Genomic DNA, 18,918 nt, shown 5'->3' with positions numbered 1-18,918 from the left:
CCTCAGCAAAAGCACCTTTTAAAGGTTGGAAAGCTGAAACATAACAATGCAGGTAGAGATTGGTAGGTTAGTTCTCGAACGTCTTAGACCTGGGAAACTGAAGGTAAATAAATGAAGCGTGACGGATATATCATAGAAGAGATTATAGAACGAGCTAATTTAGAAAGCTCGTTTGATACTGTTGTGCATGGGACAAAAAGAAAAGAACTTAAAGAGGGCAAATGGCTTCTTGCGCACAGAGAATCTTTCCTTGATGATGTAGCAAAGGAGATAGCCTCTGGGCACGTCAATGTAAGCAACTATCACGAGAAGCATATACACGAGGGTAATAAGTGGAGGGACATACAGGTCTTTAATATGCGTACACGTATAAAAATAAATGCCGTGATGAGTGTCGTTGATAAACATCTACATCGTAGATATATCAGAACGACAGCAGCATCTATCAAACAACGTGGTATGCACGACCTTAAAACCTATATAGAAAAGGATATACAGCTCTATCCAAAGGAAATGAAGTATATCTATAAGTTTGATATTAAAAAGTTCTATCCTACGATACAGCAGGATTTTGTGATGTACTGTATCAGACGAGTATTTAAAGACAAACGTCTCATTAGTATCTTAGAGGTTTTTGTCAGACTACTTCCTAATGGCTTAAGTATGGGACTTCGTTCATCACAAGGACTTGCAAATCTTTTGCTTTCTTTGTATCTGGACCACTACCTAAAAGACCGCTATGGCATTAAGCATTTCTATCGCTATTGTGACGATGGTGTTATTGCAGCAGGTAGCAAGCGGTACTTATGGGAGTGTAGGAAGATTGTACATGAAAGGATGGAAGCTATAGGGCAGACCGTCAAGTTTAACGATAGTATCTTTCCCATAACAAAGGGACTTGATTTCCTTGGCTATGTTATATATCCAACCCATGTTCGTTTGCGCAAACGAGTGAAACAGCATCTTGCACGCAAACTACATAAAGTGAAAAGTCGTAAGCGTAGGCAACAAATCGTTGGTTCACTTTATGGCTTGTGCAAACATTGTAATAGCAAAAACCTATTAAACACATTATTAACAACACGAGAGATGAGAAAATTTTCAGAGATGGGAGTAACCTATACTCCTGAAGATGGAAAGAAAAGATTCCAAGGTAAGACTGTACGCCTTGCAGAAATAGTAAACAGTCCCATAGAGGTACACGATTATGAAAAAGACGTGGTAACTAAGCATGGTGACCACCGCTATCTTATCTCATTTAGAGACAAAGCAACACGTGAGTTCAGTAAGTTCTTTACCAACTCCGAGGAGTTAAAATCCATACTCGACCAAGTCGCTAAGATGAAAGACGGTTTCCCTTTCGAAACAATAATCAGAAGCGAAGCGTTTGATGGAAATAAATTCAAATATAAATTCACTTAAAACATACATCTATGAATACAGACTTTTTTAAGGTGTACGGAATCAAGGAACGTAACGACAGTTTGTTACGTCTATCCGATGACCACTATGTGTTGTTCTATGGCTTTGGCAAAGACAAAGACAGCGATGAAAGCGGTTACTACTGGCGTAAGGACTATGGGCACAAGCCTACAGAAGAAGAGTTAAAGGGCGATATAGCCACACATGTCAACAAGCTAATTGATGAAAAGATACTTGCAGGGTTTACCTATGAGGGTAATATTGTATATCTATCTTCAGAGAATCAGTTTAATTACAAAGCTGCTTTTGACTTGTGTATGCTTACAGATGGAAGCAACCTACCTGTAACATTCAAGTTCGGACAGGAGAACGACCCTAAGTATCGTCAGTTTAACACAAAGGATGAGCTGAAAGAGTTTTATTTATCTGCCATTTCGTTTGTAACCAATACGCTTGCAGAGGGGTGGGCAGAAAAGGATATGATTTATAAAAAGGATATGCAGTCATGGTTTACTTAATCATTTTATCGGTAGTACTTTCAGTTGCAATAGCAATAGTAGCAGCTAAGAAAGCAAAGGAGTTACCAGATAGCGTGAGTAGTTTCAGCTATTATGTAGGTGATGTCCGCTTTTCGTTGTGGGCAACAATGACGGCAGCTATCTTGTTATTCTCTTCTCTTCATGCCTTACCGCCTAAGCATGCTTATATTGCAGGAATGATGAGTGTAGGCTTGTTGATGGTAGCTGCTTCGCCTTGTTACAGGACAGAGAACAAAGTGCTACATTATGTAGGAGGTTATCTCTTTGGATTAGCAAGTCAGATTGTAGTAGCTTTGCTTATACCATGGTTACTCATGTTGTGGGTGTTGTTCCCACTTGTATTCATTCGTAAGAGTTGGAAAGAGAATGCTACATTTATTGCAGAAGGGATATGTTATACCACTTTAGTAGGCAGCCTCATCATATCTTTACTATCGTAATTACAAACATAAACCTTTCAATCGTTTTTCCTATATTATTTTTGTAGAAATTTATTGTAAAAACAAGATGAAAAAAGTAATTAAATGGCTTAAAGAAAGTAACAGGTACAAACATCTAATAGGTGGTGTACTCATCGGTGCTGGTGCTAATAGCTTGTATTGTGCAGCGTATGCAGGTATGGGAGTAGCAACCGCACTTGAACTTAAAGATAGAATGTGGGGCGGAAAAGCAGACATAATCGATTGGGGGCTGACAGTCGGTGGTGTGGCTATAGGCTTTGGAATAAGAACGTTAGTAAAACTTCTATGATATGGCAATGGATAAAGGCATAAGAAACGCAATGATAGGTGTTATTGGCTCAATCATTGTAGCTGTTGCAGGCTCATGGGTACAGCTCAATCAGCGCATATCAATACTCGAGGTGCAAGTTATGAACGACCACCAGTTATTCGTAGGCTCTCAAGAGGATATGAAAGAAATAAAGTCGATGCTTGGTGAAATAAACATTAAGGTATCGCACCTTAATGACATCAAGGCAGACCGACCTAATATGGATAGTCATATAACACAGAAAGGAGGCGAATAATGAGAGCGTCATTTAAAAGCATTATAAGCAGGTGGAGAGCGACAACACCGAAGTTCTTTAAGAATATTGTCGTTTGGGGTTCAGGTGTCAGTATTGTTGCTGTTGCCATTCATACCGCTATGACAGCAGCAGCGGCAACACCTCCAGAATGGTGGATAAAGATTTATCCATATCTTGTAGGGGCAGCAGCAGGTATGGCAGCTGTGGCAAAATTAACAAGGGAGAAGTAATATGAGAAATATAAAATACATTGCGGTTCACTGTACCGCAAGCCACCAGTCTATGACGATTGAGGGATTAAAGCAGGAATTCAGACGCAAGGGGTGGGTTAATCCTGGCTACCATTACGTGGTGTCGCCAGACGGCAAGATAACACAGCTTCTTGATGAAGACAAAGTAAGCAATGGCGTTAAGGGCTTCAATTCTGTTTCTATCAATGTCGCTTATATTGGTGGTATTGATACTAACGGCAAACCAACTGACAACCGTACAGACGCACAGAAAGCAAGTCTACGCTCGCTGTTGAAGATGCTACACAAGAAGTACCCTACAGCGGTTATTCAGGGTCATAGGGATTTCTCTCCAGACTTGAATAAAGATGGAAAGATAACATCTAACGAATGGATGAAAGCTTGTCCGTGCTTTAATGCGAAAGAAGAGTATGCTAATCTTTAGCAACAGATAAAACGATTAGATACTTTGTATAGATTAAATTTGTGCAAACCATTTTGAACTGATATGAAGAAGTTTTTGTGGGGTATTATACCCGTAATCATTCTTGCGTGTGTTGCGTTTTTCCTTGGCAGGGGAACACAACACACAGGGGGAAAGCCTTTGCACGAGACTATCACAGACACGGTGCGCTATGTTGATACTATTAAGTACCATAATCCTGCACCAGTATTTGTGAAGTCTAATGGGACTACAAAGGTATCTGTTAGCGTAGCCCACTTAAAGGAAACTTTGAGAAATGCTATGCTCGATACCTTACCACGCATTAGAGCAGACACTTTAGAACAGATAGTATTATGTGAAAAAGACCAAGATAGTGTACAAATAGAATTACCCATGCTGCAATCCGTATATAAGGATAAAGACTATACGGCATATATCAGTGGTGTAAATGCTCGACTTGACAGCATTTTCGTCTACCCAAAGCGTGAGGTAATAACAATAAGGAAGCCTCCTAAGCATTGGCATATAGGTATATCCAGCGGATATGGGACAACAGTACAAGGATTTAAGCCCTATATTGGAATTGGAATTATATACTCTCTAATCTCTTTCTGATGGAAACAATAACCATAACTATTTCACAGAGCGATGTGTACAACGAGGTAGCAAAAGCAACGGACTACACAGGTTCAAAACTAATAGACGGAGATGAGAATGCGAGAAATCGCATTCTTGCCGTTGATGATGATTTCAAGGAATTGGGTCGCTTCTGGGATGAGAGTGTAACAGCCGTGAATGAGGACTTGAAAGAAATGCTTGTGAGCGGTGCGACCGATGTAGATAAGAACTACAAGGCAGAATTACAAGTAAGCAAATCGTGGGACAAGACATTGCAGGAAAGTGTTCAGAGTTCGCTGCGTAGTTTCTTCATAGCATCCATTACGGCACAATGGTTTCGATTTGCCAACAAAGGAGAAGCTAAGGAATACTTTTCGACGGCTGCTGAAATAATGCTTAATGTAGAACGACTACTTTATGCTCGTAAGCGTCCTATGTTACCAACAGATTAACAATTTCAAATAACAAAGATATGCCAACCCCAACATTAGGTGCAAAGAAACCTGTAAGAGCAACTATCAAAATATCGTGGTTGCTTTACGACATTATGAACGAGACCTTTCTTCGTGGTCGTACCATTCAGAACAAGGAGAACCACAAAGAGGTAGCTTCGATGTTTGCCAGTGAGGACGAGGAGAACCGTGAGAAGATACTCCGAAGTATCAAGAAAGGCTTTGCAGAGGTGAAAACCGAGCTTGCAGAGTATCTTGATGAAGACGGAACAACCACCGATAATAGCCACTTTGATGGTAGTCACAATTTGGAACTTAACCTTACCATGCCGAGTAACTTCAACGAAGCAGCAACGGCAGGAATTGGTGAAGCTGTGCATGACTATCTGAAGAACACAGCTATTGCTGAGTGGTATCTGGTCACGAACAAAGCAGATGCAGAGCAGTACATAGCTCTTGCAACTCGTAGTATGGCTTCTATTCAACAGTCTGTGAGCAAACGCAGCAGACCAAAGACACCGACAGATTAAATATAAAGTTTATGCAGGCAGACGAAAGTAATATCTTTGGCTGTTACACAGATAAGAACGGCAACATAGAGGCTGTACTTGGTTTTAAGCGTAGCCAGTTATTGTATGATATCGAGAATTACTCCTATATCGAAGGTCATATTATGCAGACTGACAACCTACACGCCAAGCATACAGTGCAAGATGTTGGCGAAGAGGGTAATGTGAACAGGGTTACACGATTACTTGATTTGACAGTAGCTCAATGCAAGGAGTTGCTATATCCGTACACAAAGAATGAGATTAGCAACCATGAGCTTGATAATGTCTTGAAAGAGCAGCCTACCTACGGCATTGTCCTTAGTCTTCCTGCCGACTTTTCTCAGACAACACTCAACTTGTTATCTAAGCTTATCCATGAGTATATCGTTTGTTATACAGTGGCAGACTGGATGAGTATTACCAATCCTGCTAAGGCTGAAACTTGGGCGGTCAAGGCAGAAGATATGGAAAGACAGATACGAGTGGCATTACATAGCAGAGTAAACAGAGTACGTCGTCGATTGTCAGTGTTCTAATAGAATACAGATGAACAGAGCAAGGGCAGACCTGCATCACGCAGACCTGCCCTTTAATTATGGACGTATAAAAAAAGAAGTTATCGAAGTTGGTTTATAAGTCGTGGAGTATAGGAAACAGACGCACCGACTAATGTTTCACCAATAGAAAGGTCGGTTATTGCGACTATACGAAAATACTTGTAAGGCGTTCCACGGAAGCCTTTTAGATAATGTTGCTTAGCTGAATGTACGAGATGCCAGTTGATATTGTCTCGTGAGCCATACAGAATTACCTGTACTTTCCCCTTGCCAAACAGTCCACGGAGGAACACTGTATCGAATGTTTTAAGCATTGAAGCGACATCCAACTTTATAGGTCGAGTTACAATCAAGCCTTTCTGATGTGTTTCAGTAGAACGTGATAAGTCCACAAGACAGTTGTTTGTCACCTCCTGTTTGCCATCACTCCCAACAGTCTTTACCTTTGCCATAGCATACGCATTAGGATAAGAATTAATAGCAGTAATGAGCGATGAGGCTACAATACCCCATAGCTTAGACTTCATAGAGAAGACATAAGCGTAGTTCTTATTTTCATTGAACACTATTATACGCTGATTTACATAGTCGTAAGACATACGTGAACCTTTGCGAAATTCTGAGAAGGTACAATCTACTTGAGGAATTCCATCTGGGTAGAGTTTAGACAGTCCAGGCAGACGGTCAAGCGGAAAGAAATCGTTACCATTAATAATATCGGTCAGACATTGCGTCTGTGAACCAGATATTTCCATTATACCCCTATCGGTAGCGAAGAGTACCGCAGTGTCAATCTGCGTGATACTGTCTGAAGATATACACACGTCACGTGTGATAGGTTGTTTGGCAGAGTATCCACCTGATGAGTTTACCTCCAATGCCCATACACCCTCATCTGTGAAAGCATATAGTGGGAACTGTCCGAACTGACCCTGTGATAGCGCTTTTGCTGCAGTAGATATACCCAAAATTTTACCTGTACCAACAGTGTTTATGCCTGTAACAGGAAAATAGAAGGGGTTATTTATTTCTGATGTATATATTTTGTTAGTTACATCTATAATATTTTCAAGTTTTGTCGGAGGTTCTGTATGCGTAGTATTCTGTGTCCTTGTAAGCTCATAATCAAGGACGGCGTATGCACCATTAAGGAATTCGTGCGGCTTAAGTTTCACCTCGTATGTTTCTACACCTGCATGTATACGCATCATAGTAGCATGTGTATTAGGATAGAAAAGGTAGCAGCCCCATGATGTTGGAGCATATTCCCCATTAGTATACATACTTGACATATAAGGAGCAAGATGTGAGCTTGTATAGCTATTCACTACAAATCTCTCTCCATTTTCTTCTATCATAGTCTGTATATATATATCACGAAAAGCTAATGCTCCAAAGTCTATTATAATCTTTCCATTAGTTAAAGCCCAGCTTGGTGCACTGTTATTAGCATAAGAGAACATAGATGCCGCCATAAATCCTTGATACAACTCACGTCGTATTCCAGACAGGTTTAATCGGCCATTATATGTCTGTGAATATTTAGCGGTAATTTGGTCGTGCGAAAGATAATCATCCGTCATAGCCTCTCTTGTAGTCAGTGATTGAAGATACTCTTTGTTCACGACAATATCTTTGCGCTCTCTTGTAGAGAGCTCATTAATATTGATAGATTTAAGAAAATAGAAATTCTGTACATTTTCCAGCATCTCTCTATTCTTATCATCAGGATACTCTGGTAAACTAATAGTTGTTTTTGGATAGGTTGAATCTCTTGAGAAGAAAAGAGTGTATAGCTTGCTGTATTTCCATTCTACATAATTTTGGCCTAAAGGGTTCTCACGTCCTCCAGGTGTGTTACTTGTGAGGTCTACCCCGTTAACAGAGATAGGTAAGAGCGCTGTATCTTCAGCTATCTTCCTTACGAACACATCCACAAGTCCATTTGATACCGGTGTATAGTCCCCGGAGAATTTTGAGACATCCAATGCACCAATGAATTTAGTATCAAGATTATCTGCATCTGCAAAAGACTTGCAGTTTCCATTTTGGTCATAGGTGTATATAGGTTTGGAAATAAAAACATCAACAGAGGTGATTATGTCTTTCCAATCGTTTATTCGATTATGCGAGTTTTCTCCGTCTTTGAGAAGTTGATAATCGAGCCCTGCTGAAACCAGCATAATATCGCATTCAGCCTCAGAATATCCACCCTTACCACTAACTCTATTCCAAAAGACAACAGGTGCTGTTTTTGTTGATGGGTTCATAAGTATAGGAGCAGAATGACACACTAAAGAACCGTCATATAATCTTAAGGCATAACGGACAAAGAAGGGAAGGGCAAATCGCCCTTCCTTTATCGTTTGGTTAGCAAGGAATTTGTTCACTTTTGCCATTATCTGCGAAGTGATTTTCTTCTGATTTTCTTCAGTCCACACTTCGTACAGTTTACTTTCATCTATCTTCTCAAATTCTACTTTAAAGGTAGAATGACTTTCATCAGAGAGAGAATATATACGAGGCTTACCCCTAAGCCCGAACGATAGTTGTAGATTTGGTAAATGATTTCCAAGCATAGAGTATTGTCCCTTCTTCCAAAGGAAATACAGGATATATTCTTCACAGAAGAGCAGCAAGGTGTTTCCTATTGAGTTCACATGAGAAAGTGATGGAAAAGTTCCAAGCAACTCTGCCTCTTCAAATAGTTTCTTATTTGCGCTGAGAGCATAAATTTCAGAGGTCTTAGTATCACGTATGATATAGTTAGAAAAGAAAGCCGTTCTGTGTAAATAGATAACTTTCTTATTCTCTCCAAGCTGTAGTAGTGTCTTAGGCGCAAGCAGTGATTTGTATGCCCCATCTTCATTGATGAGGTTGTATGCTTGCGTAAGCTCTCCGTCTGAACATTCATAATCAGACGGAACAGCAGTATAACCTGTAAAGCGTATGTCCTTTTCCATTTCTTTCCAATTCTTGCAAGATTTTAAAGTATTTGCAAATATAGTTATCGTATAAGGTTGTTCGATTTTATCTTTTGGTGGTTGAGGCTACCAATCAAACTTGCTCCATGCAAACCTTTTACGATGTGGCAAGTAATTCAAATCATCTTGGTATGTATAAGCCTCAACTTCAAATGAGATATTACGATATGCTTTATGCCAGTTGCAGAAATAGAGCAATGCAAATAGGAACTCAAGTATATATAACAGATAGAAGCCGACAAACCACAGTTCCTTTTCTTGTTCATAGTGTATGCACTCGTGGTTGTAATCTTCTGCTGTGAAGTATTCTTTAGCATCCTCTCTTACGATTATCCATTTCAACAAGGTGATTGCCTTGTAGCCCTTAAAGGGAAAGCGTTTATTGTATATTATCTTCATAATTCATTTTCCTAACTTGTCATGATACTGTAATAATATATATTGCAGCTTGTTGGTAGTTTCCACTAACATCATGGCTATACTTTTCGCATCATATTCATCACGAAAATAATTGCCGATGTCAAAAAGATAATCATCTATGGAAGAATATGTGTCATAAGTTGTCTCTACCTTAAAATTTGCATTTACAAAATAGTAGATACCATTATTTTCTGCTCTCCATCTTTCTAAGAAGACATTATAGTTTTTAGCATCCCAGTACAGACGTTGTTCTTTCATCTTGTCGAACAAGATTTCTTTCTCCTCATCAGTAGCAAGACGTATCTTAGACTGGTACTCATCGTGTTTTCTTACAACAGGTATGCCTTTATTTCTTTTTATAATACCACCATGTTCGTATATGACAAAGCAATCATACCTACCATATTCGTCTCTGTGTCCTGTACAGATTGCTGTTACAGTTTTGTTATAAGTGGAATAAGGTACATGATATGTGCAAACAACAACATCTCCTCTTTTGGGGACATAGTCTGCATCTTTAAATTCCGCCTGAAAAATGACCTTACCATCTTCAATGACCGCTTTGCAGCCCTCTGGAATGGTGATTGAATCACCGCGTAATTCTACTTTCATAGTTTGTCTGTTTTAACCAATTAATTTTATATGTTTAATCCCTTTTTCTTTCAGCTCCGCTAATATCATCTTAACTAAACCATAGTAGTTACGGTTCTGAAGAGCAACCTTTATGATGTCTTCTGCACCTTGATGATATTCTTGAACATAGTTTATTATCGATTCTTCGAACGCATCGCAGTCAACGCCTTCGTAGTAGTCGCTGAAATCAATAATTGATGTCAACTCACAGCACTCCTCATGGCCCTTGAAAGACCACACTTCGCTGCTATCGTCTCGGATAAACTGCCTGCGGTATCTTTGCCCTTTGCTAATTATGCGGCCACATAGGTCGCAAATATAGTCCTTACGTGCAATAGGGTTAGTCTCTTCTATTAACTCCATTACGCATTACTTTATTAATTCAGGATTGGCTATTATGTTGCCTAATACTTCTATGTCGCTTGCCCAATAGGTTAGGCCTATGTAGCTACTTGCGCCAATCTGCTTTGCGGCAAATCCTGCATTGTACCACATTGTTAGATATTTAATATTTGGGTCTCCAAGAGAAATTATATCTCCCTCAAATATTTTAACCCCATTTTTATCTGTCAGTCCTGTATACTGCCCAAAGCTTTCAGGAAAGATAGCATCAAACGTAGGGGTCTTACTGCCTTCTCTATAGTAGGCAATAGCTATATCATCATTTGCGTATGAATGGAAAAGGTCTCCGTAAACCCATTCTTTCTGAAAATTTATTCCTCTAAACAATATATCTCTTTTCATAACCCCAATGCTTGTTTAATTCGTTTCTTGTAGTCCTCGTTGGCATACGTTTTTGCTTCTTCGATAGTCTTAAAGCCATTTTTGACAAATTCATTAGAATGTAGCTCTACGTCTTTAGGATAAAACCATTCCTGAATTAGGTATTCTTCTAATGGTTTATGCGCTCTACATACATTAACATACCTTGCTTTTTCACCAAATACGCCAATATCCTTCCACTCTAACTCTGACGCTTTCTCCACCACGCTCTCACGCCCTGCGTTGAAAGCTGCCTTAATGTCGTCAAAGGTAAAGCACCTATTGTCTTCAAAAATAAGGTCATCTTCCCCATTCACACGTACATACTCTTTGAGTGCGTATTCTTCTGCTAAATCTTTCTGTTTCATATTGATTTTGGTTTTAATCTTTACAACTCTCCTCGAAGTGAGGACATCTCCCAGTTTTCTCTTGGTATTTCTCTTGCACCCACCACATATAAGCATCGGGAGGGTCTGGAAGATACCGCTTGCAGTAGTTGCTTAACTCGCATCCCACGCCCCTGCAATAGGCATAGTCTGCGTTGATATTGTCGGTTCGCATGGTTATTTTTTATTGTTACCTTCGACTGACACCGCCCATGGGAATAATATTGTAGGTCTTAAATCTGTCTACTAATCTGCCAAAGCCATCGTTACGTTCGAAACGTTTGCGCAAGGCTTTGTCATCAAGATTGGTAGTCAGATGAGCACACTTACCATATTGTGTCCAAATCTCATTGCGAGCATGGAGGAACTCATCAGTAAGCAAGCCAGTGTCCATACCGAAGAATGTCTTATCCTGTATGCCTATGTCATTAAGACAGATGTTTACAGGCGTACATTGGAAGCCCTTGTTTTCCTCTTCATTAAAAGTAAATCGGTCAAGGTTATTATGAAGTGTATAGTAATTGACCATCTGCGTAACAGATAAGTTATAAAAGAAACGAGGTGAGCGTATACGCATGAGATATTCAGAAAATACTTGCATGAGCATTGTCTTGCCGACACCAACACCACCTTGCAGCATTATATTCTTGTGTAGTTTGTATCCACGACCAGGGAATACTTCTTCTGCAAGCGGACAACCATTGAAATAGTAGAGTAGGAAACGTATTACACTACGATTATTATCATCAATTACGAATTGGCGACGTTGTCGTGCAAGCACGACGTTATTAGCTATATAGAGCAGCAGTTTAGCATGTGCTTTGTATGTGCCCTCGTCTTGTAAATCAAATGATGAGAGGCGTGCCTTTTCAATATCATAATGCACTTTCAATGCTACATCATGCAGCTCCAACCAAGTTGAAGATGACTTTTCTTTGTTTCTACATGAGGCAAGGACTGCTTGGTCCCAGTCAACATTACCAGTAGGTTTCTTGTGATACATTGCGAGTGCATCAGCAAGGGTCTTAGGATATTCGTTCATAGTTATTTATTCTTTTATGTTATACATCTTGTCCTCCGAACCCACCATTATAAGTATAGTCGGGCTGTGATGGTTCTTCAGATGTTGTTTGAGGCGGATACTTTTTGTGCATCCACGATATAAAATGTCGGTGCGCATCACCGATACTGTCATGTCCCACACCATCCATTGTACATTTCAAGTGGGTTGAGAACTCACTAATGCGTTGCTTAAATTCTTCGCTGTTAATTTTCAGCTGCATACATACAGGCTCATTCCACTGTTTGTTCTCCAGCATTTCCTTTATCTCATCGTCATAGGTCATCTGTTTAGTATTCACCTTGCTTACAGTTCGCTTTGACGCAGAGATATTGCCGCCTTTTCTGCCATTCTTGTATCGTGTAAGGCTGACATCTATATTAGGCTTCATTAGAATGAATATCCCCTCAGCTGTTGGGGACAAATCAGGAACGTTACCAGTAAAGCCGTATTCCATGATTGCATTATACACCTCGCACTGCACATCCTTATCCATGAGTTTCAATCCCTCCCAATAGGAGCGATAGACAATAAAACTGTCTCTTTTAATTTCCTCCATGCTAAACTTCCTTTATACGTATGCCATGCACAGAAAGCATGAGTTTGCGTTTAATTATGTACTCTTTTGTCCTCATACCTTTTGTATCTTCGACTATTGTCTGTCCTGTACTGCAATCAATATAGACGAAGTCTGCGATGTATGAACAGGCACGTTCAAGGAGTACACGTGTAGTTCGTCCTTTGAAGTCTTTTCCACATTCACCATACTGGGCAGGTATAAGTTCATACTTTACCTGCTCTCGCAGGTTTGCAATAATACCAGCACGCTGCATCATCTGCAAGGTAGCAGAGCGGTAATGCTCTTTTTTCGAAGCATGTTTACCGACACGCTTTGCACCGTATTTATTGCAAGCCCCACGAGAGAGTTTCTTATATTCGTCAATCTTCATTGCCAGCGTTCAAATCATGTCGGAACACATCTAAGACCTTTGTCTCATCGAGAGTGGCGATGCTATAGTCAATCATTGTTCCTACGAAGAAAACATCAATGGCATTCTTTGCTTCTGCAATAGTATCGGCATTGACGAAATAATAGTTTGGAGTTTTCTTCTCCTTACCTGTTTTCTCGTTAAGGGTGATATAATTCACCTTTGCCTTAAACCACTTCTCCTTGCTGCTATCTCCGATTAGCTCTGTACAGCGTGAACGTTTGATAGTTACTATATCTGTCATAGTACCATAAACAGAAACTTCTTTTGTAGTACTTGCCTCAGCCTCTGTGAAAGATAAGGCATCAACTACAAACTGTTCGAGGACTTTTGCGTGAGCACCATTTTCTAAAGTGCGCTCCATGCGCACGCCAACTTCAAATAACATCATAGAGCTTACTTGTTTAATTTTGTTAGGGTTTCCTTACTTGGTTTGAAGCGCACTGATTTGTGTGCAGGAACGGTGATAGGCTTTCCTGTCTTGATGTCGTTCACCTTACGTTCAGACTTATTAACGACAACGAAAGAGCCGAAGCCACGAAGTTGAATACTTTCGCCCTTGGCGAGTGTCTCAGCAATGACACGTAATACACCGTCTACGGTCTTGAATGCTGTTGATAGCGTAACCTTTTCAGATACAGCTACCTCTTTTGCTAACATGTTCTTGTTCATTTCAATTTTGATTTGAGTTTTGTTAATAACTTATTTATAGAATATCGCCTGCTTGAGGCTGATAGAGTTTTTATATTCGCATACAGTCCATCTGCTTTTTCCAGCTCAAAGATGATGTTTTTAATATCTGTCTTGCAGAACTCATATTTTTTAGGTTTCTCCATTGTAACAGGGGTTAAGAAACATATCCGTAAGTTGGTCGAAATACATCTTATCCGTTGGAATATCATCTGTGGATGCCATTATCTGATTAGCTACAGACCGTTTATTCTGTATGATGTTATAGAGAGTATGGTCAATGGTTCCACGACCAATGAGATAATAGCATGTAACATTGTCTTTCTGTCCGATACGATGCGCACGGTCTTCACATTGACAACAGTCAGAATAGGTCCAGGGAAACTCACAAAACGCCACATTAGATGAGGCTGTAAGCGTAAGACCGACACCTGCTGCTTTGATAGAACATATGATTAGCTGTGCTTGTCCTGATTGGAAGGCATCAACGGCAGCCTGTTTCATCATCATGCTATCACGACCTGTAACTGTAACCGCCTTTGGGAAAGCCTTTTTCAATTCATCGACAATCTCATGTAGAGAGCAGAACAGAATGAGAGGCTTTCCATTTGCAAGAAACGTGCGGCAGAAATCGATAGCTTGTTTTACCTTGCCTTTGGCTGCTATCGAACGTAGCGCCATAAATTTAACAAGAGCTTCCATTCGCATTTTGCGAGCTACCTCATAATCAGTACACTCCTTGTATTCACGTAGATAAGTAGCAAGGTCCTCTGCAGCACAAGCGTACTCCTCACTATTTGATATATCCACATAGAGGTCGGTACGTGTCTTATCAGGTAACTGTGTGAGTACCTTTGCCTTTTCTCTACGTATCATACAGCGAGAATACAGTTCAGAAGAAAGTTTATCGAGGTTTTTTACCTCGTCTGGCTCCTGACTTCTGTTCTCTCTGTTTAAGTCTCCACCGCCATACTCTTGCAAGAAGTGAGTGCGTCCTCCAAACTCTGGTAACCTGCCCATGATAGACAATTGTGCGATGAGGTCAGCTGGACGATTGACAACAGGAGTACCAGATAGCAAGATGCGATAAGGCTTACCATCTGCTATGCCTCGTGTGAAGATAGTCTGTTGTGCTGAAGGGTCTTTAACCCTGTGGCTTTCGTCAATGATGATAGAGCGAAAGATTTTTATTGCAGGGTTGAATACAACATCTTTCAGTCGGAATGAGCCTTTTTGTTTGATATCCCAGACAAAGTATTTGCGCAGACTCTCGTAGTTACAAATGGCTACATGGTGCATTCTCATCTTAAGGAGATATGGCCACGTTGTCTGTACAGCATTTTCAAGTACAAGTGCTTTCTTGTTAGTGAACTTCTCGAACTCACGCTGCCAGTTAATCTTAAGTGATGATGGACAGACAACAAGGCATGGATAAGCATTTGCTGTATCAACAATGCCGATGCTTTGTAAAGTCTTACCTAATCCAGGCTCATCCCCGATTAAGAGACGTTTCATTTCCATTCCAGCTAAGATACCCTCACGCTGGTATGGATAAGGTTCTATTTTGAGATTATGTTTCAGTTCTTTCATAATGAATAACACCAGTATTTGTATGCTAAATCCTCATACTTTTCTCTTCCACGACTGTATACATCATCGCCACGCTTTATAAACTTCTTAAATACTCTGTTGTTCTGCTTTGATATTGCGTATATGAAATCATTATCACTGTGTGCGATGTCCATGTACCAAGCACGGCTACGGTCCCAATCGAAGAAGTCTATAGCATCGTTGAACTCTGCATCTGTAGCAGCTGCTGTTGTTTTAAGGTCTCCTCCGAAGTTAGCAGCCTGCAACCACCAGTCCCATTTGCATCGAGTGTCAAGAGTGAAACAGAAGCCGCCGTTGTCAAATTCCTGCGCCTTGTTCACCATGAAGCGTTGCGTGTCCGCTATCTCTAAGACCTTTGCGAGAAATGGGTCATGCCGTGCTTCTGCACGTAAGGCACGTTGCATTTCACGTGCATGTAGCCATATTTCTTCATCTACAGGCTCACCATCTACCAGTTTATTGATGAAATCAACTCTTGTGGGTTCTGTAATTAAGGCATCTACTATGCTACCGAAGTAGAAAGCTGCCTCACGGTCGCCATATTGAGGTCGTGGGTAGAGCTGTTCTTTAAGTGCAGTGAGGTCAGAGTTGGAGACCTCACTGCGGTTATAGTATTCATCTGGATTATGAGTTGTCATGGTTATTTTGCTTTTACTTCATCCTCATACCTAACATGCGGTGAATTTATGAATTCTGCATTAACCTTATCGTTTGCATATTTCTCAACAGCAGTAATCTGTTTCTTGAACATCTTCGTCAAGTCCTCTACACTCATATACATACCGTCCTTACTCCACCAGAATGAAACAATATTGATGATACCCTCTGCATCAAGAGCAACTATCTTTTTCTTTACAGAGGTCTTAGGAGTATAAGCAGGGGTAGAGACGGAGGCAGAATCGAAAAGATTACCTACTTCCTGTGCTTGCGACTGAATTTCCTTTGCAGCCTTGGCTTCCTCTTCCTTACGCTTACGCTCTGCTTCAAGTCGTGCAGCCTCAGCAGCTTCTTTTGCCGCAAGTTCCTGTTTCATGCGTTCTTGTTCCTCTGCATTGGCTTTTGCCATGCGCTCGAGTTCAGCATGCTTAGAATTTAGTGCATCTACGATAGTATCTTTATAGTCACCTATCTCTGTAGTGTATTGTTCGTTGAACTGTGCAAGCAAGTGTGATTGAACACTTGCACGAATTTTAGCAGCCTCATCTGTTGATAATATCTGTGGAATAATGACAGAGAGTGTAAGATGGTTGAACAAATCAGCAGGCATTGCTGTAGGATAGTCAACAATCTTCACGGACTGTGTATCGAAGTTTTCAAGTGTAAGTGATGTGTTGAGTGTAGTTAGTTCATTGATACGTTGTGTGACGTACCTACTAAACAACTGTCTGAAATCATCTTCTACATCTGTTTCATATTTTGTGAGTGCCTGCTGCTTTTGCAGTTTCATAGCCTCTTCACGTCTGCGCTTTTCTTCCTCCTCACGTTTCTTTGCTGCGAACTGATTACGAAAAGATTGCACCTGATTAGGTACGTTTCCGGCCTTGGTTGGGTCGATAGAGTTTTCCATACCTGTAAACTCGGTGCGTATCTGGTCAAACATCTTCGTAATAGGTGAACGCTTCTCATTCATTAACTTAACCGTCTTGCGTGATTTCTCAATGTACGCTGCACAACGCTGGTCGAGTTCATCACTCATTCCTTTCTCCTTTATTTCGGATAGCAGTTGAGCACCAGCATTAGTGCAACGCACTGAACGCTGTTGGTTTTCATTGTAAATCTTTGGCGCATTTTGTGCTATCATCTGCACATTCTCTGGGCGCACGATACTTAATTCTGTACTCATAGTTACTTATATTTTTCGATTAGAAAACATCATCATTAGCAGTACCTTCTGTGTTAGCTGTCTCAGTAGGATTTACGACAACACCTTCAGAAGTGTCCGCAGCAGGTCCGAAATTCTCTTCGGTCTGGATAACCTCGCCTGTAGTGGTGTCTACAACTTTGCCAACTCCGTAGATGTCATCATTAATTTCTACATCCTCGGTTTGCTGAGACTCCAATTGAGTACCACGACCGATACGAGCCTTTGGATAAGTCTTGAAAGCGTGCTTGATGAGCTTCGCAACAAGGAAGCCTTTATCAATCTGTCCACCATCAGCAACATATAGGTCATTGGGCTTACCGTTCACATACGAACGTGCGTTGTTATCCCATTTGCGATTTTGCTTTTCGCTGTAGCCTTGCAGTCGTTTCCAGTCTTCTGGGAGCAAAACAGCATAATCAGTAGAACCGTCATTTCGTGTAATCTTCATGAAAGCAGCTACAATCTCGTTGGAGGTGTGGGGAAGGCGGCAGGTGTAATTCACAAACTTGTTACCATTCTGTTCTCCGAACTCAAAGCCATCCTCCTTGTACACGATAACAGGATTGTCTGCGTGGCGTATCTGACCACAGCGAGCACGGAGGACAAGTTCACCATACCCTGATACTGTGAGTACGCACTGTGTTACGTACACATTCTTCCCATCCTGTCCCTTACCAATATTAACAGAGCGGGAAAGTAGGTATGCTTGTGCTCGTACTCCTGGCTCAACACTTAAGCCTGATATAGCAACATCAAGGAATGACGTGAATATGGAGAACTTACTGCACTTGGTACGTAGGTCTTCCTTTTCGCAAATTAAGCTATTGAAAAATCTGCTTTCTCTTTCGTAAGCAGCATCACCACTGACACCAGTGGTATTTGCCCACATTGTGTCATAGATTTGTACGAATTTCTCTCGTACTCTGTCGTCTGTAATAATCTCTGTACTTTTCAGAGCGTTGATTTCTTCGACTGTAAGATTGATTTTACTCATAATGTATATCTTTTATTTGTTAGAATTGAAGAATTCTGAAAACTTCTTTCCTCCGTACTCATCTTCTGTAAGGGAAATCATTTCCTGTACAGTATACTTCTCTTTATGTGGTTTTGGGAGTCTGTTCTCTATGTAGTCTCTTGTACCAGCTGCACACGCCCCCGTAATAGTCCTATATGCAGCAATAGCCTCTTCATAGGTTAGTGTGTCATCTAAAGACATATTTTTGTACACCGAGGTGTCTCGGTCGTTAATCTTGAAGATAAGGTCTGCACGTGCATCTTGGAGAGTATCACCGTGCGCCCAGTGGTTTTCTCCATCTGTTACAAGATAGAGCTGTTCTCTACTATTGAGTTTGTGAACACGATATACATTCCCGTGATGTGAGTCAATAGCTGTAAACATATCATCAACCTTGATATAGCTTCTGTTATTCCATTTCCAGAAGATAGGTCTGTTTGAAACCCTGTTTATTGCAGCTATTGCTTTAGGAGAAAGAGTCTTATTTACTTTTACTTCATCTGTAATGCCTGTGCCACGTAGGTCAAGATAGCCACCCACCGTTAGGTTATCGGGTAGTGCTGTAATGCCTGTGCAGTTTTCAAGGTCAAGAGAGCCACCCACCGTTAGGTTATCGGGTAGTGCTGTAATGCCTGTGCAGTTTTCAAGGTCAAGAGAGCCACC

At 40.7% G+C, this 18,918-nt stretch carries 28 protein-coding genes; 11 read left to right on the top strand and 17 right to left on the bottom strand.

Annotated features, from left to right (window positions below; translation table 11 throughout):
• Positions 1-111: 111 nt before the first annotated feature.
• The 11 genes from HMPREF0666_RS05350 to HMPREF0666_RS05300 all read left to right on the top strand — a co-directional run bounded on the left by HMPREF0666_RS05350 (position 112) and on the right by HMPREF0666_RS05300 (position 5,820).
• Complete coding sequence (locus HMPREF0666_RS05350) at positions 112-1,422, top strand: reverse transcriptase domain-containing protein (protein ID WP_009011325.1); 1,311 nt, start codon at positions 112-114, stop codon at positions 1,420-1,422.
• An 11-nt stretch (positions 1,423-1,433) separates the two neighbouring features.
• Positions 1,434-1,940, top strand: a complete 507-nt coding sequence (locus tag HMPREF0666_RS05345) for a hypothetical protein (RefSeq protein WP_009011324.1) — start codon at positions 1,434-1,436, stop codon at positions 1,938-1,940.
• Positions 1,928-2,401, top strand: coding sequence for a hypothetical protein (locus tag HMPREF0666_RS05340; protein ID WP_009011323.1), 474 nt, complete (start codon positions 1,928-1,930; stop codon positions 2,399-2,401). The genes HMPREF0666_RS05345 and HMPREF0666_RS05340 overlap by 13 nt, the downstream gene beginning before the upstream one ends.
• Before the next feature lie 67 nt (positions 2,402-2,468).
• A complete protein-coding gene (locus HMPREF0666_RS05335) occupies positions 2,469-2,711 on the top strand; it encodes a hypothetical protein (RefSeq protein ID WP_009011322.1) in 243 nt (80 codons plus the stop codon).
• 1 nt (position 2,712) lies between these two features.
• On the top strand, positions 2,713-2,988 hold the full coding sequence (locus tag HMPREF0666_RS05330; protein WP_009011321.1) for a MerR family transcriptional regulator: 276 nt from the start codon (positions 2,713-2,715) through the stop codon (positions 2,986-2,988).
• Positions 2,988-3,218 carry a hypothetical protein gene (locus tag HMPREF0666_RS05325; RefSeq protein ID WP_009011320.1) on the top strand — a complete coding sequence of 77 codons (231 nt, stop codon included), beginning with the start codon at positions 2,988-2,990 and terminating at the stop codon, positions 3,216-3,218. The genes HMPREF0666_RS05330 and HMPREF0666_RS05325 overlap by 1 nt, the downstream gene beginning before the upstream one ends.
• A 1-nt stretch (position 3,219) precedes the next feature.
• Positions 3,220-3,663, top strand: a complete 444-nt coding sequence (locus HMPREF0666_RS05320; protein WP_009011319.1) for an N-acetylmuramoyl-L-alanine amidase — start codon at positions 3,220-3,222, stop codon at positions 3,661-3,663.
• A 63-nt stretch (positions 3,664-3,726) separates the two neighbouring features.
• Positions 3,727-4,278 carry a DUF6808 domain-containing protein gene (locus HMPREF0666_RS16080; RefSeq protein WP_009011318.1) on the top strand — a complete coding sequence of 184 codons (552 nt, stop codon included), beginning with the start codon at positions 3,727-3,729 and terminating at the stop codon, positions 4,276-4,278.
• Positions 4,278-4,733: a hypothetical protein gene (locus HMPREF0666_RS05310; RefSeq protein ID WP_009011317.1), complete on the top strand. Its 456-nt coding sequence runs from the start codon at positions 4,278-4,280 to the stop codon at positions 4,731-4,733. The genes HMPREF0666_RS16080 and HMPREF0666_RS05310 overlap by 1 nt, the downstream gene beginning before the upstream one ends.
• A 20-nt stretch (positions 4,734-4,753) precedes the next feature.
• Positions 4,754-5,263 carry a hypothetical protein gene (locus HMPREF0666_RS05305; protein ID WP_009011316.1) on the top strand — a complete coding sequence of 170 codons (510 nt, stop codon included), beginning with the start codon at positions 4,754-4,756 and terminating at the stop codon, positions 5,261-5,263.
• Between the two features lie 11 nt (positions 5,264-5,274).
• On the top strand, positions 5,275-5,820 hold the full coding sequence (locus tag HMPREF0666_RS05300; RefSeq protein ID WP_009011315.1) for a hypothetical protein: 546 nt from the start codon (positions 5,275-5,277) through the stop codon (positions 5,818-5,820).
• An 80-nt stretch (positions 5,821-5,900) separates the two neighbouring features.
• Here HMPREF0666_RS05300 and HMPREF0666_RS16075 read toward each other — a convergent pair whose 3' ends face one another.
• From HMPREF0666_RS16075 to HMPREF0666_RS16060, 17 genes are all read right to left on the bottom strand, one after another.
• The gene (locus tag HMPREF0666_RS16075) at positions 5,901-8,804 is read right to left on the bottom strand and encodes a hypothetical protein (protein WP_009011314.1); all 2,904 of its coding nucleotides are present in this window, start codon (positions 8,802-8,804) and stop codon (positions 5,901-5,903) included.
• An 87-nt stretch (positions 8,805-8,891) separates the two neighbouring features.
• The gene (locus HMPREF0666_RS05290; protein ID WP_009011313.1) at positions 8,892-9,224 is read right to left on the bottom strand and encodes a hypothetical protein; all 333 of its coding nucleotides are present in this window, start codon (positions 9,222-9,224) and stop codon (positions 8,892-8,894) included.
• Between the two features lie 3 nt (positions 9,225-9,227).
• On the bottom strand, positions 9,228-9,857 hold the full coding sequence (locus tag HMPREF0666_RS05285) for a hypothetical protein (protein ID WP_009011312.1): 630 nt from the start codon (positions 9,855-9,857) through the stop codon (positions 9,228-9,230).
• A 12-nt stretch (positions 9,858-9,869) separates the two neighbouring features.
• Positions 9,870-10,241: a hypothetical protein gene (locus tag HMPREF0666_RS05280; protein ID WP_009011311.1), complete on the bottom strand. Its 372-nt coding sequence runs from the start codon at positions 10,239-10,241 to the stop codon at positions 9,870-9,872.
• Positions 10,242-10,247: 6 nt separating this feature from the next.
• Positions 10,248-10,622 carry a YopX family protein gene (locus HMPREF0666_RS16070; protein ID WP_009011310.1) on the bottom strand — a complete coding sequence of 125 codons (375 nt, stop codon included), beginning with the start codon at positions 10,620-10,622 and terminating at the stop codon, positions 10,248-10,250.
• Positions 10,619-11,008, bottom strand: coding sequence for a hypothetical protein (locus HMPREF0666_RS05265; RefSeq protein ID WP_009011309.1), 390 nt, complete (start codon positions 11,006-11,008; stop codon positions 10,619-10,621). Before HMPREF0666_RS05265 ends, HMPREF0666_RS16070 begins: the two co-directional genes overlap by 4 nt.
• Positions 11,009-11,021: 13 nt before the next feature.
• Complete coding sequence (locus HMPREF0666_RS17250) at positions 11,022-11,201, bottom strand: hypothetical protein (RefSeq protein ID WP_009011308.1); 180 nt, start codon at positions 11,199-11,201, stop codon at positions 11,022-11,024.
• Positions 11,202-11,216: 15 nt separating this feature from the next.
• Positions 11,217-12,068, bottom strand: a complete 852-nt coding sequence (locus HMPREF0666_RS05260) for a hypothetical protein (protein WP_009011307.1) — start codon at positions 12,066-12,068, stop codon at positions 11,217-11,219.
• Positions 12,069-12,087: 19 nt separating this feature from the next.
• Positions 12,088-12,645, bottom strand: a complete 558-nt coding sequence (locus tag HMPREF0666_RS16065; protein WP_009011306.1) for a DUF6291 domain-containing protein — start codon at positions 12,643-12,645, stop codon at positions 12,088-12,090.
• Position 12,646: 1 nt separating this feature from the next.
• Entirely contained in the window at positions 12,647-13,036 is a 390-nt protein-coding gene (locus tag HMPREF0666_RS05250; protein ID WP_009011305.1) for a DUF1064 domain-containing protein, read from the bottom strand.
• Positions 13,026-13,466, bottom strand: coding sequence for a DUF4494 domain-containing protein (locus HMPREF0666_RS05245; RefSeq protein WP_009011304.1), 441 nt, complete (start codon positions 13,464-13,466; stop codon positions 13,026-13,028). Before HMPREF0666_RS05245 ends, HMPREF0666_RS05250 begins: the two co-directional genes overlap by 11 nt.
• A 5-nt stretch (positions 13,467-13,471) precedes the next feature.
• Complete coding sequence (locus HMPREF0666_RS05240; protein WP_304412062.1) at positions 13,472-13,753, bottom strand: HU family DNA-binding protein; 282 nt, start codon at positions 13,751-13,753, stop codon at positions 13,472-13,474.
• A gap of 144 nt (positions 13,754-13,897) precedes the next feature.
• Positions 13,898-15,355 carry a DEAD/DEAH box helicase gene (locus tag HMPREF0666_RS05235; RefSeq protein WP_009011301.1) on the bottom strand — a complete coding sequence of 486 codons (1,458 nt, stop codon included), beginning with the start codon at positions 15,353-15,355 and terminating at the stop codon, positions 13,898-13,900.
• The gene (locus HMPREF0666_RS05230; RefSeq protein WP_009011300.1) at positions 15,352-16,014 is read right to left on the bottom strand and encodes a PD-(D/E)XK nuclease-like domain-containing protein; all 663 of its coding nucleotides are present in this window, start codon (positions 16,012-16,014) and stop codon (positions 15,352-15,354) included. Before HMPREF0666_RS05230 ends, HMPREF0666_RS05235 begins: the two co-directional genes overlap by 4 nt.
• Positions 16,015-16,016: 2 nt before the next feature.
• Positions 16,017-17,219, bottom strand: coding sequence for a hypothetical protein (locus HMPREF0666_RS05225; protein WP_009011299.1), 1,203 nt, complete (start codon positions 17,217-17,219; stop codon positions 16,017-16,019).
• A 19-nt stretch (positions 17,220-17,238) separates the two neighbouring features.
• Positions 17,239-18,234: a recombinase RecT gene (locus HMPREF0666_RS05220; RefSeq protein ID WP_009011298.1), complete on the bottom strand. Its 996-nt coding sequence runs from the start codon at positions 18,232-18,234 to the stop codon at positions 17,239-17,241.
• A gap of 12 nt (positions 18,235-18,246) precedes the next feature.
• Positions 18,247-18,918 (bottom strand): hypothetical protein (locus HMPREF0666_RS16060; RefSeq protein WP_009011297.1); only part of this gene is annotated, 672 nt, incomplete at its 5' end.

This window comes from Prevotella sp. C561, assembly GCF_000224595.1.
Taxonomy (GTDB): domain Bacteria; phylum Bacteroidota; class Bacteroidia; order Bacteroidales; family Bacteroidaceae; genus Prevotella; species Prevotella jejuni.
The sequence above is the reverse complement of the archived record's forward strand: the minus strand, read 5'-3'. Positions and strand labels throughout refer to the sequence as shown.

Excerpts from the sequence above, each read along its gene's own strand:
- HMPREF0666_RS05320 (WP_009011319.1), top strand. The coding sequence starts at position 3,220 with ATGAGAAATATAAAATACATTGCGGTTCACTGTACCGCAAGCCACCAG.
- HMPREF0666_RS05305 (WP_009011316.1), top strand. The coding sequence starts at position 4,754 with ATGCCAACCCCAACATTAGGTGCAAAGAAACCTGTAAGAGCAACTATC.
- HMPREF0666_RS05220 (WP_009011298.1), bottom strand. The coding sequence starts at position 18,234 with ATGAGTAAAATCAATCTTACAGTCGAAGAAATCAACGCTCTGAAAAGT.
- HMPREF0666_RS05345 (WP_009011324.1), top strand. The coding sequence starts at position 1,434 with ATGAATACAGACTTTTTTAAGGTGTACGGAATCAAGGAACGTAACGAC.
- HMPREF0666_RS05325 (WP_009011320.1), top strand. The coding sequence starts at position 2,988 with ATGAGAGCGTCATTTAAAAGCATTATAAGCAGGTGGAGAGCGACAACA.
- HMPREF0666_RS05265 (WP_009011309.1), bottom strand. The coding sequence starts at position 11,008 with ATGAAACAGAAAGATTTAGCAGAAGAATACGCACTCAAAGAGTATGTA.
- HMPREF0666_RS05250 (WP_009011305.1), bottom strand. The coding sequence starts at position 13,036 with ATGAAGATTGACGAATATAAGAAACTCTCTCGTGGGGCTTGCAATAAA.
- HMPREF0666_RS05290 (WP_009011313.1), bottom strand. The coding sequence starts at position 9,224 with ATGAAGATAATATACAATAAACGCTTTCCCTTTAAGGGCTACAAGGCA.
- HMPREF0666_RS16065 (WP_009011306.1), bottom strand. The coding sequence starts at position 12,645 with ATGGAGGAAATTAAAAGAGACAGTTTTATTGTCTATCGCTCCTATTGG.
- HMPREF0666_RS05280 (WP_009011311.1), bottom strand. The coding sequence starts at position 10,241 with ATGGAGTTAATAGAAGAGACTAACCCTATTGCACGTAAGGACTATATT.
- HMPREF0666_RS05235 (WP_009011301.1), bottom strand. The coding sequence starts at position 15,355 with ATGAAAGAACTGAAACATAATCTCAAAATAGAACCTTATCCATACCAG.
- HMPREF0666_RS05230 (WP_009011300.1), bottom strand. The coding sequence starts at position 16,014 with ATGACAACTCATAATCCAGATGAATACTATAACCGCAGTGAGGTCTCC.
- HMPREF0666_RS05260 (WP_009011307.1), bottom strand. The coding sequence starts at position 12,068 with ATGAACGAATATCCTAAGACCCTTGCTGATGCACTCGCAATGTATCAC.
- HMPREF0666_RS16075 (WP_009011314.1), bottom strand. The coding sequence starts at position 8,804 with ATGGAAAAGGACATACGCTTTACAGGTTATACTGCTGTTCCGTCTGAT.
- HMPREF0666_RS16070 (WP_009011310.1), bottom strand. The coding sequence starts at position 10,622 with ATGAAAAGAGATATATTGTTTAGAGGAATAAATTTTCAGAAAGAATGG.
- HMPREF0666_RS05300 (WP_009011315.1), top strand. The coding sequence starts at position 5,275 with ATGCAGGCAGACGAAAGTAATATCTTTGGCTGTTACACAGATAAGAAC.
- HMPREF0666_RS05335 (WP_009011322.1), top strand. The coding sequence starts at position 2,469 with ATGAAAAAAGTAATTAAATGGCTTAAAGAAAGTAACAGGTACAAACAT.
- HMPREF0666_RS17250 (WP_009011308.1), bottom strand. The coding sequence starts at position 11,201 with ATGCGAACCGACAATATCAACGCAGACTATGCCTATTGCAGGGGCGTG.
- HMPREF0666_RS05330 (WP_009011321.1), top strand. The coding sequence starts at position 2,713 with ATGGCAATGGATAAAGGCATAAGAAACGCAATGATAGGTGTTATTGGC.
- HMPREF0666_RS05285 (WP_009011312.1), bottom strand. The coding sequence starts at position 9,857 with ATGAAAGTAGAATTACGCGGTGATTCAATCACCATTCCAGAGGGCTGC.
- HMPREF0666_RS05350 (WP_009011325.1), top strand. The coding sequence starts at position 112 with ATGAAGCGTGACGGATATATCATAGAAGAGATTATAGAACGAGCTAAT.
- HMPREF0666_RS05310 (WP_009011317.1), top strand. The coding sequence starts at position 4,278 with ATGGAAACAATAACCATAACTATTTCACAGAGCGATGTGTACAACGAG.
- HMPREF0666_RS05225 (WP_009011299.1), bottom strand. The coding sequence starts at position 17,219 with ATGAGTACAGAATTAAGTATCGTGCGCCCAGAGAATGTGCAGATGATA.
- HMPREF0666_RS05340 (WP_009011323.1), top strand. The coding sequence starts at position 1,928 with ATGGTTTACTTAATCATTTTATCGGTAGTACTTTCAGTTGCAATAGCA.
- HMPREF0666_RS05245 (WP_009011304.1), bottom strand. The coding sequence starts at position 13,466 with ATGATGTTATTTGAAGTTGGCGTGCGCATGGAGCGCACTTTAGAAAAT.
- HMPREF0666_RS16080 (WP_009011318.1), top strand. The coding sequence starts at position 3,727 with ATGAAGAAGTTTTTGTGGGGTATTATACCCGTAATCATTCTTGCGTGT.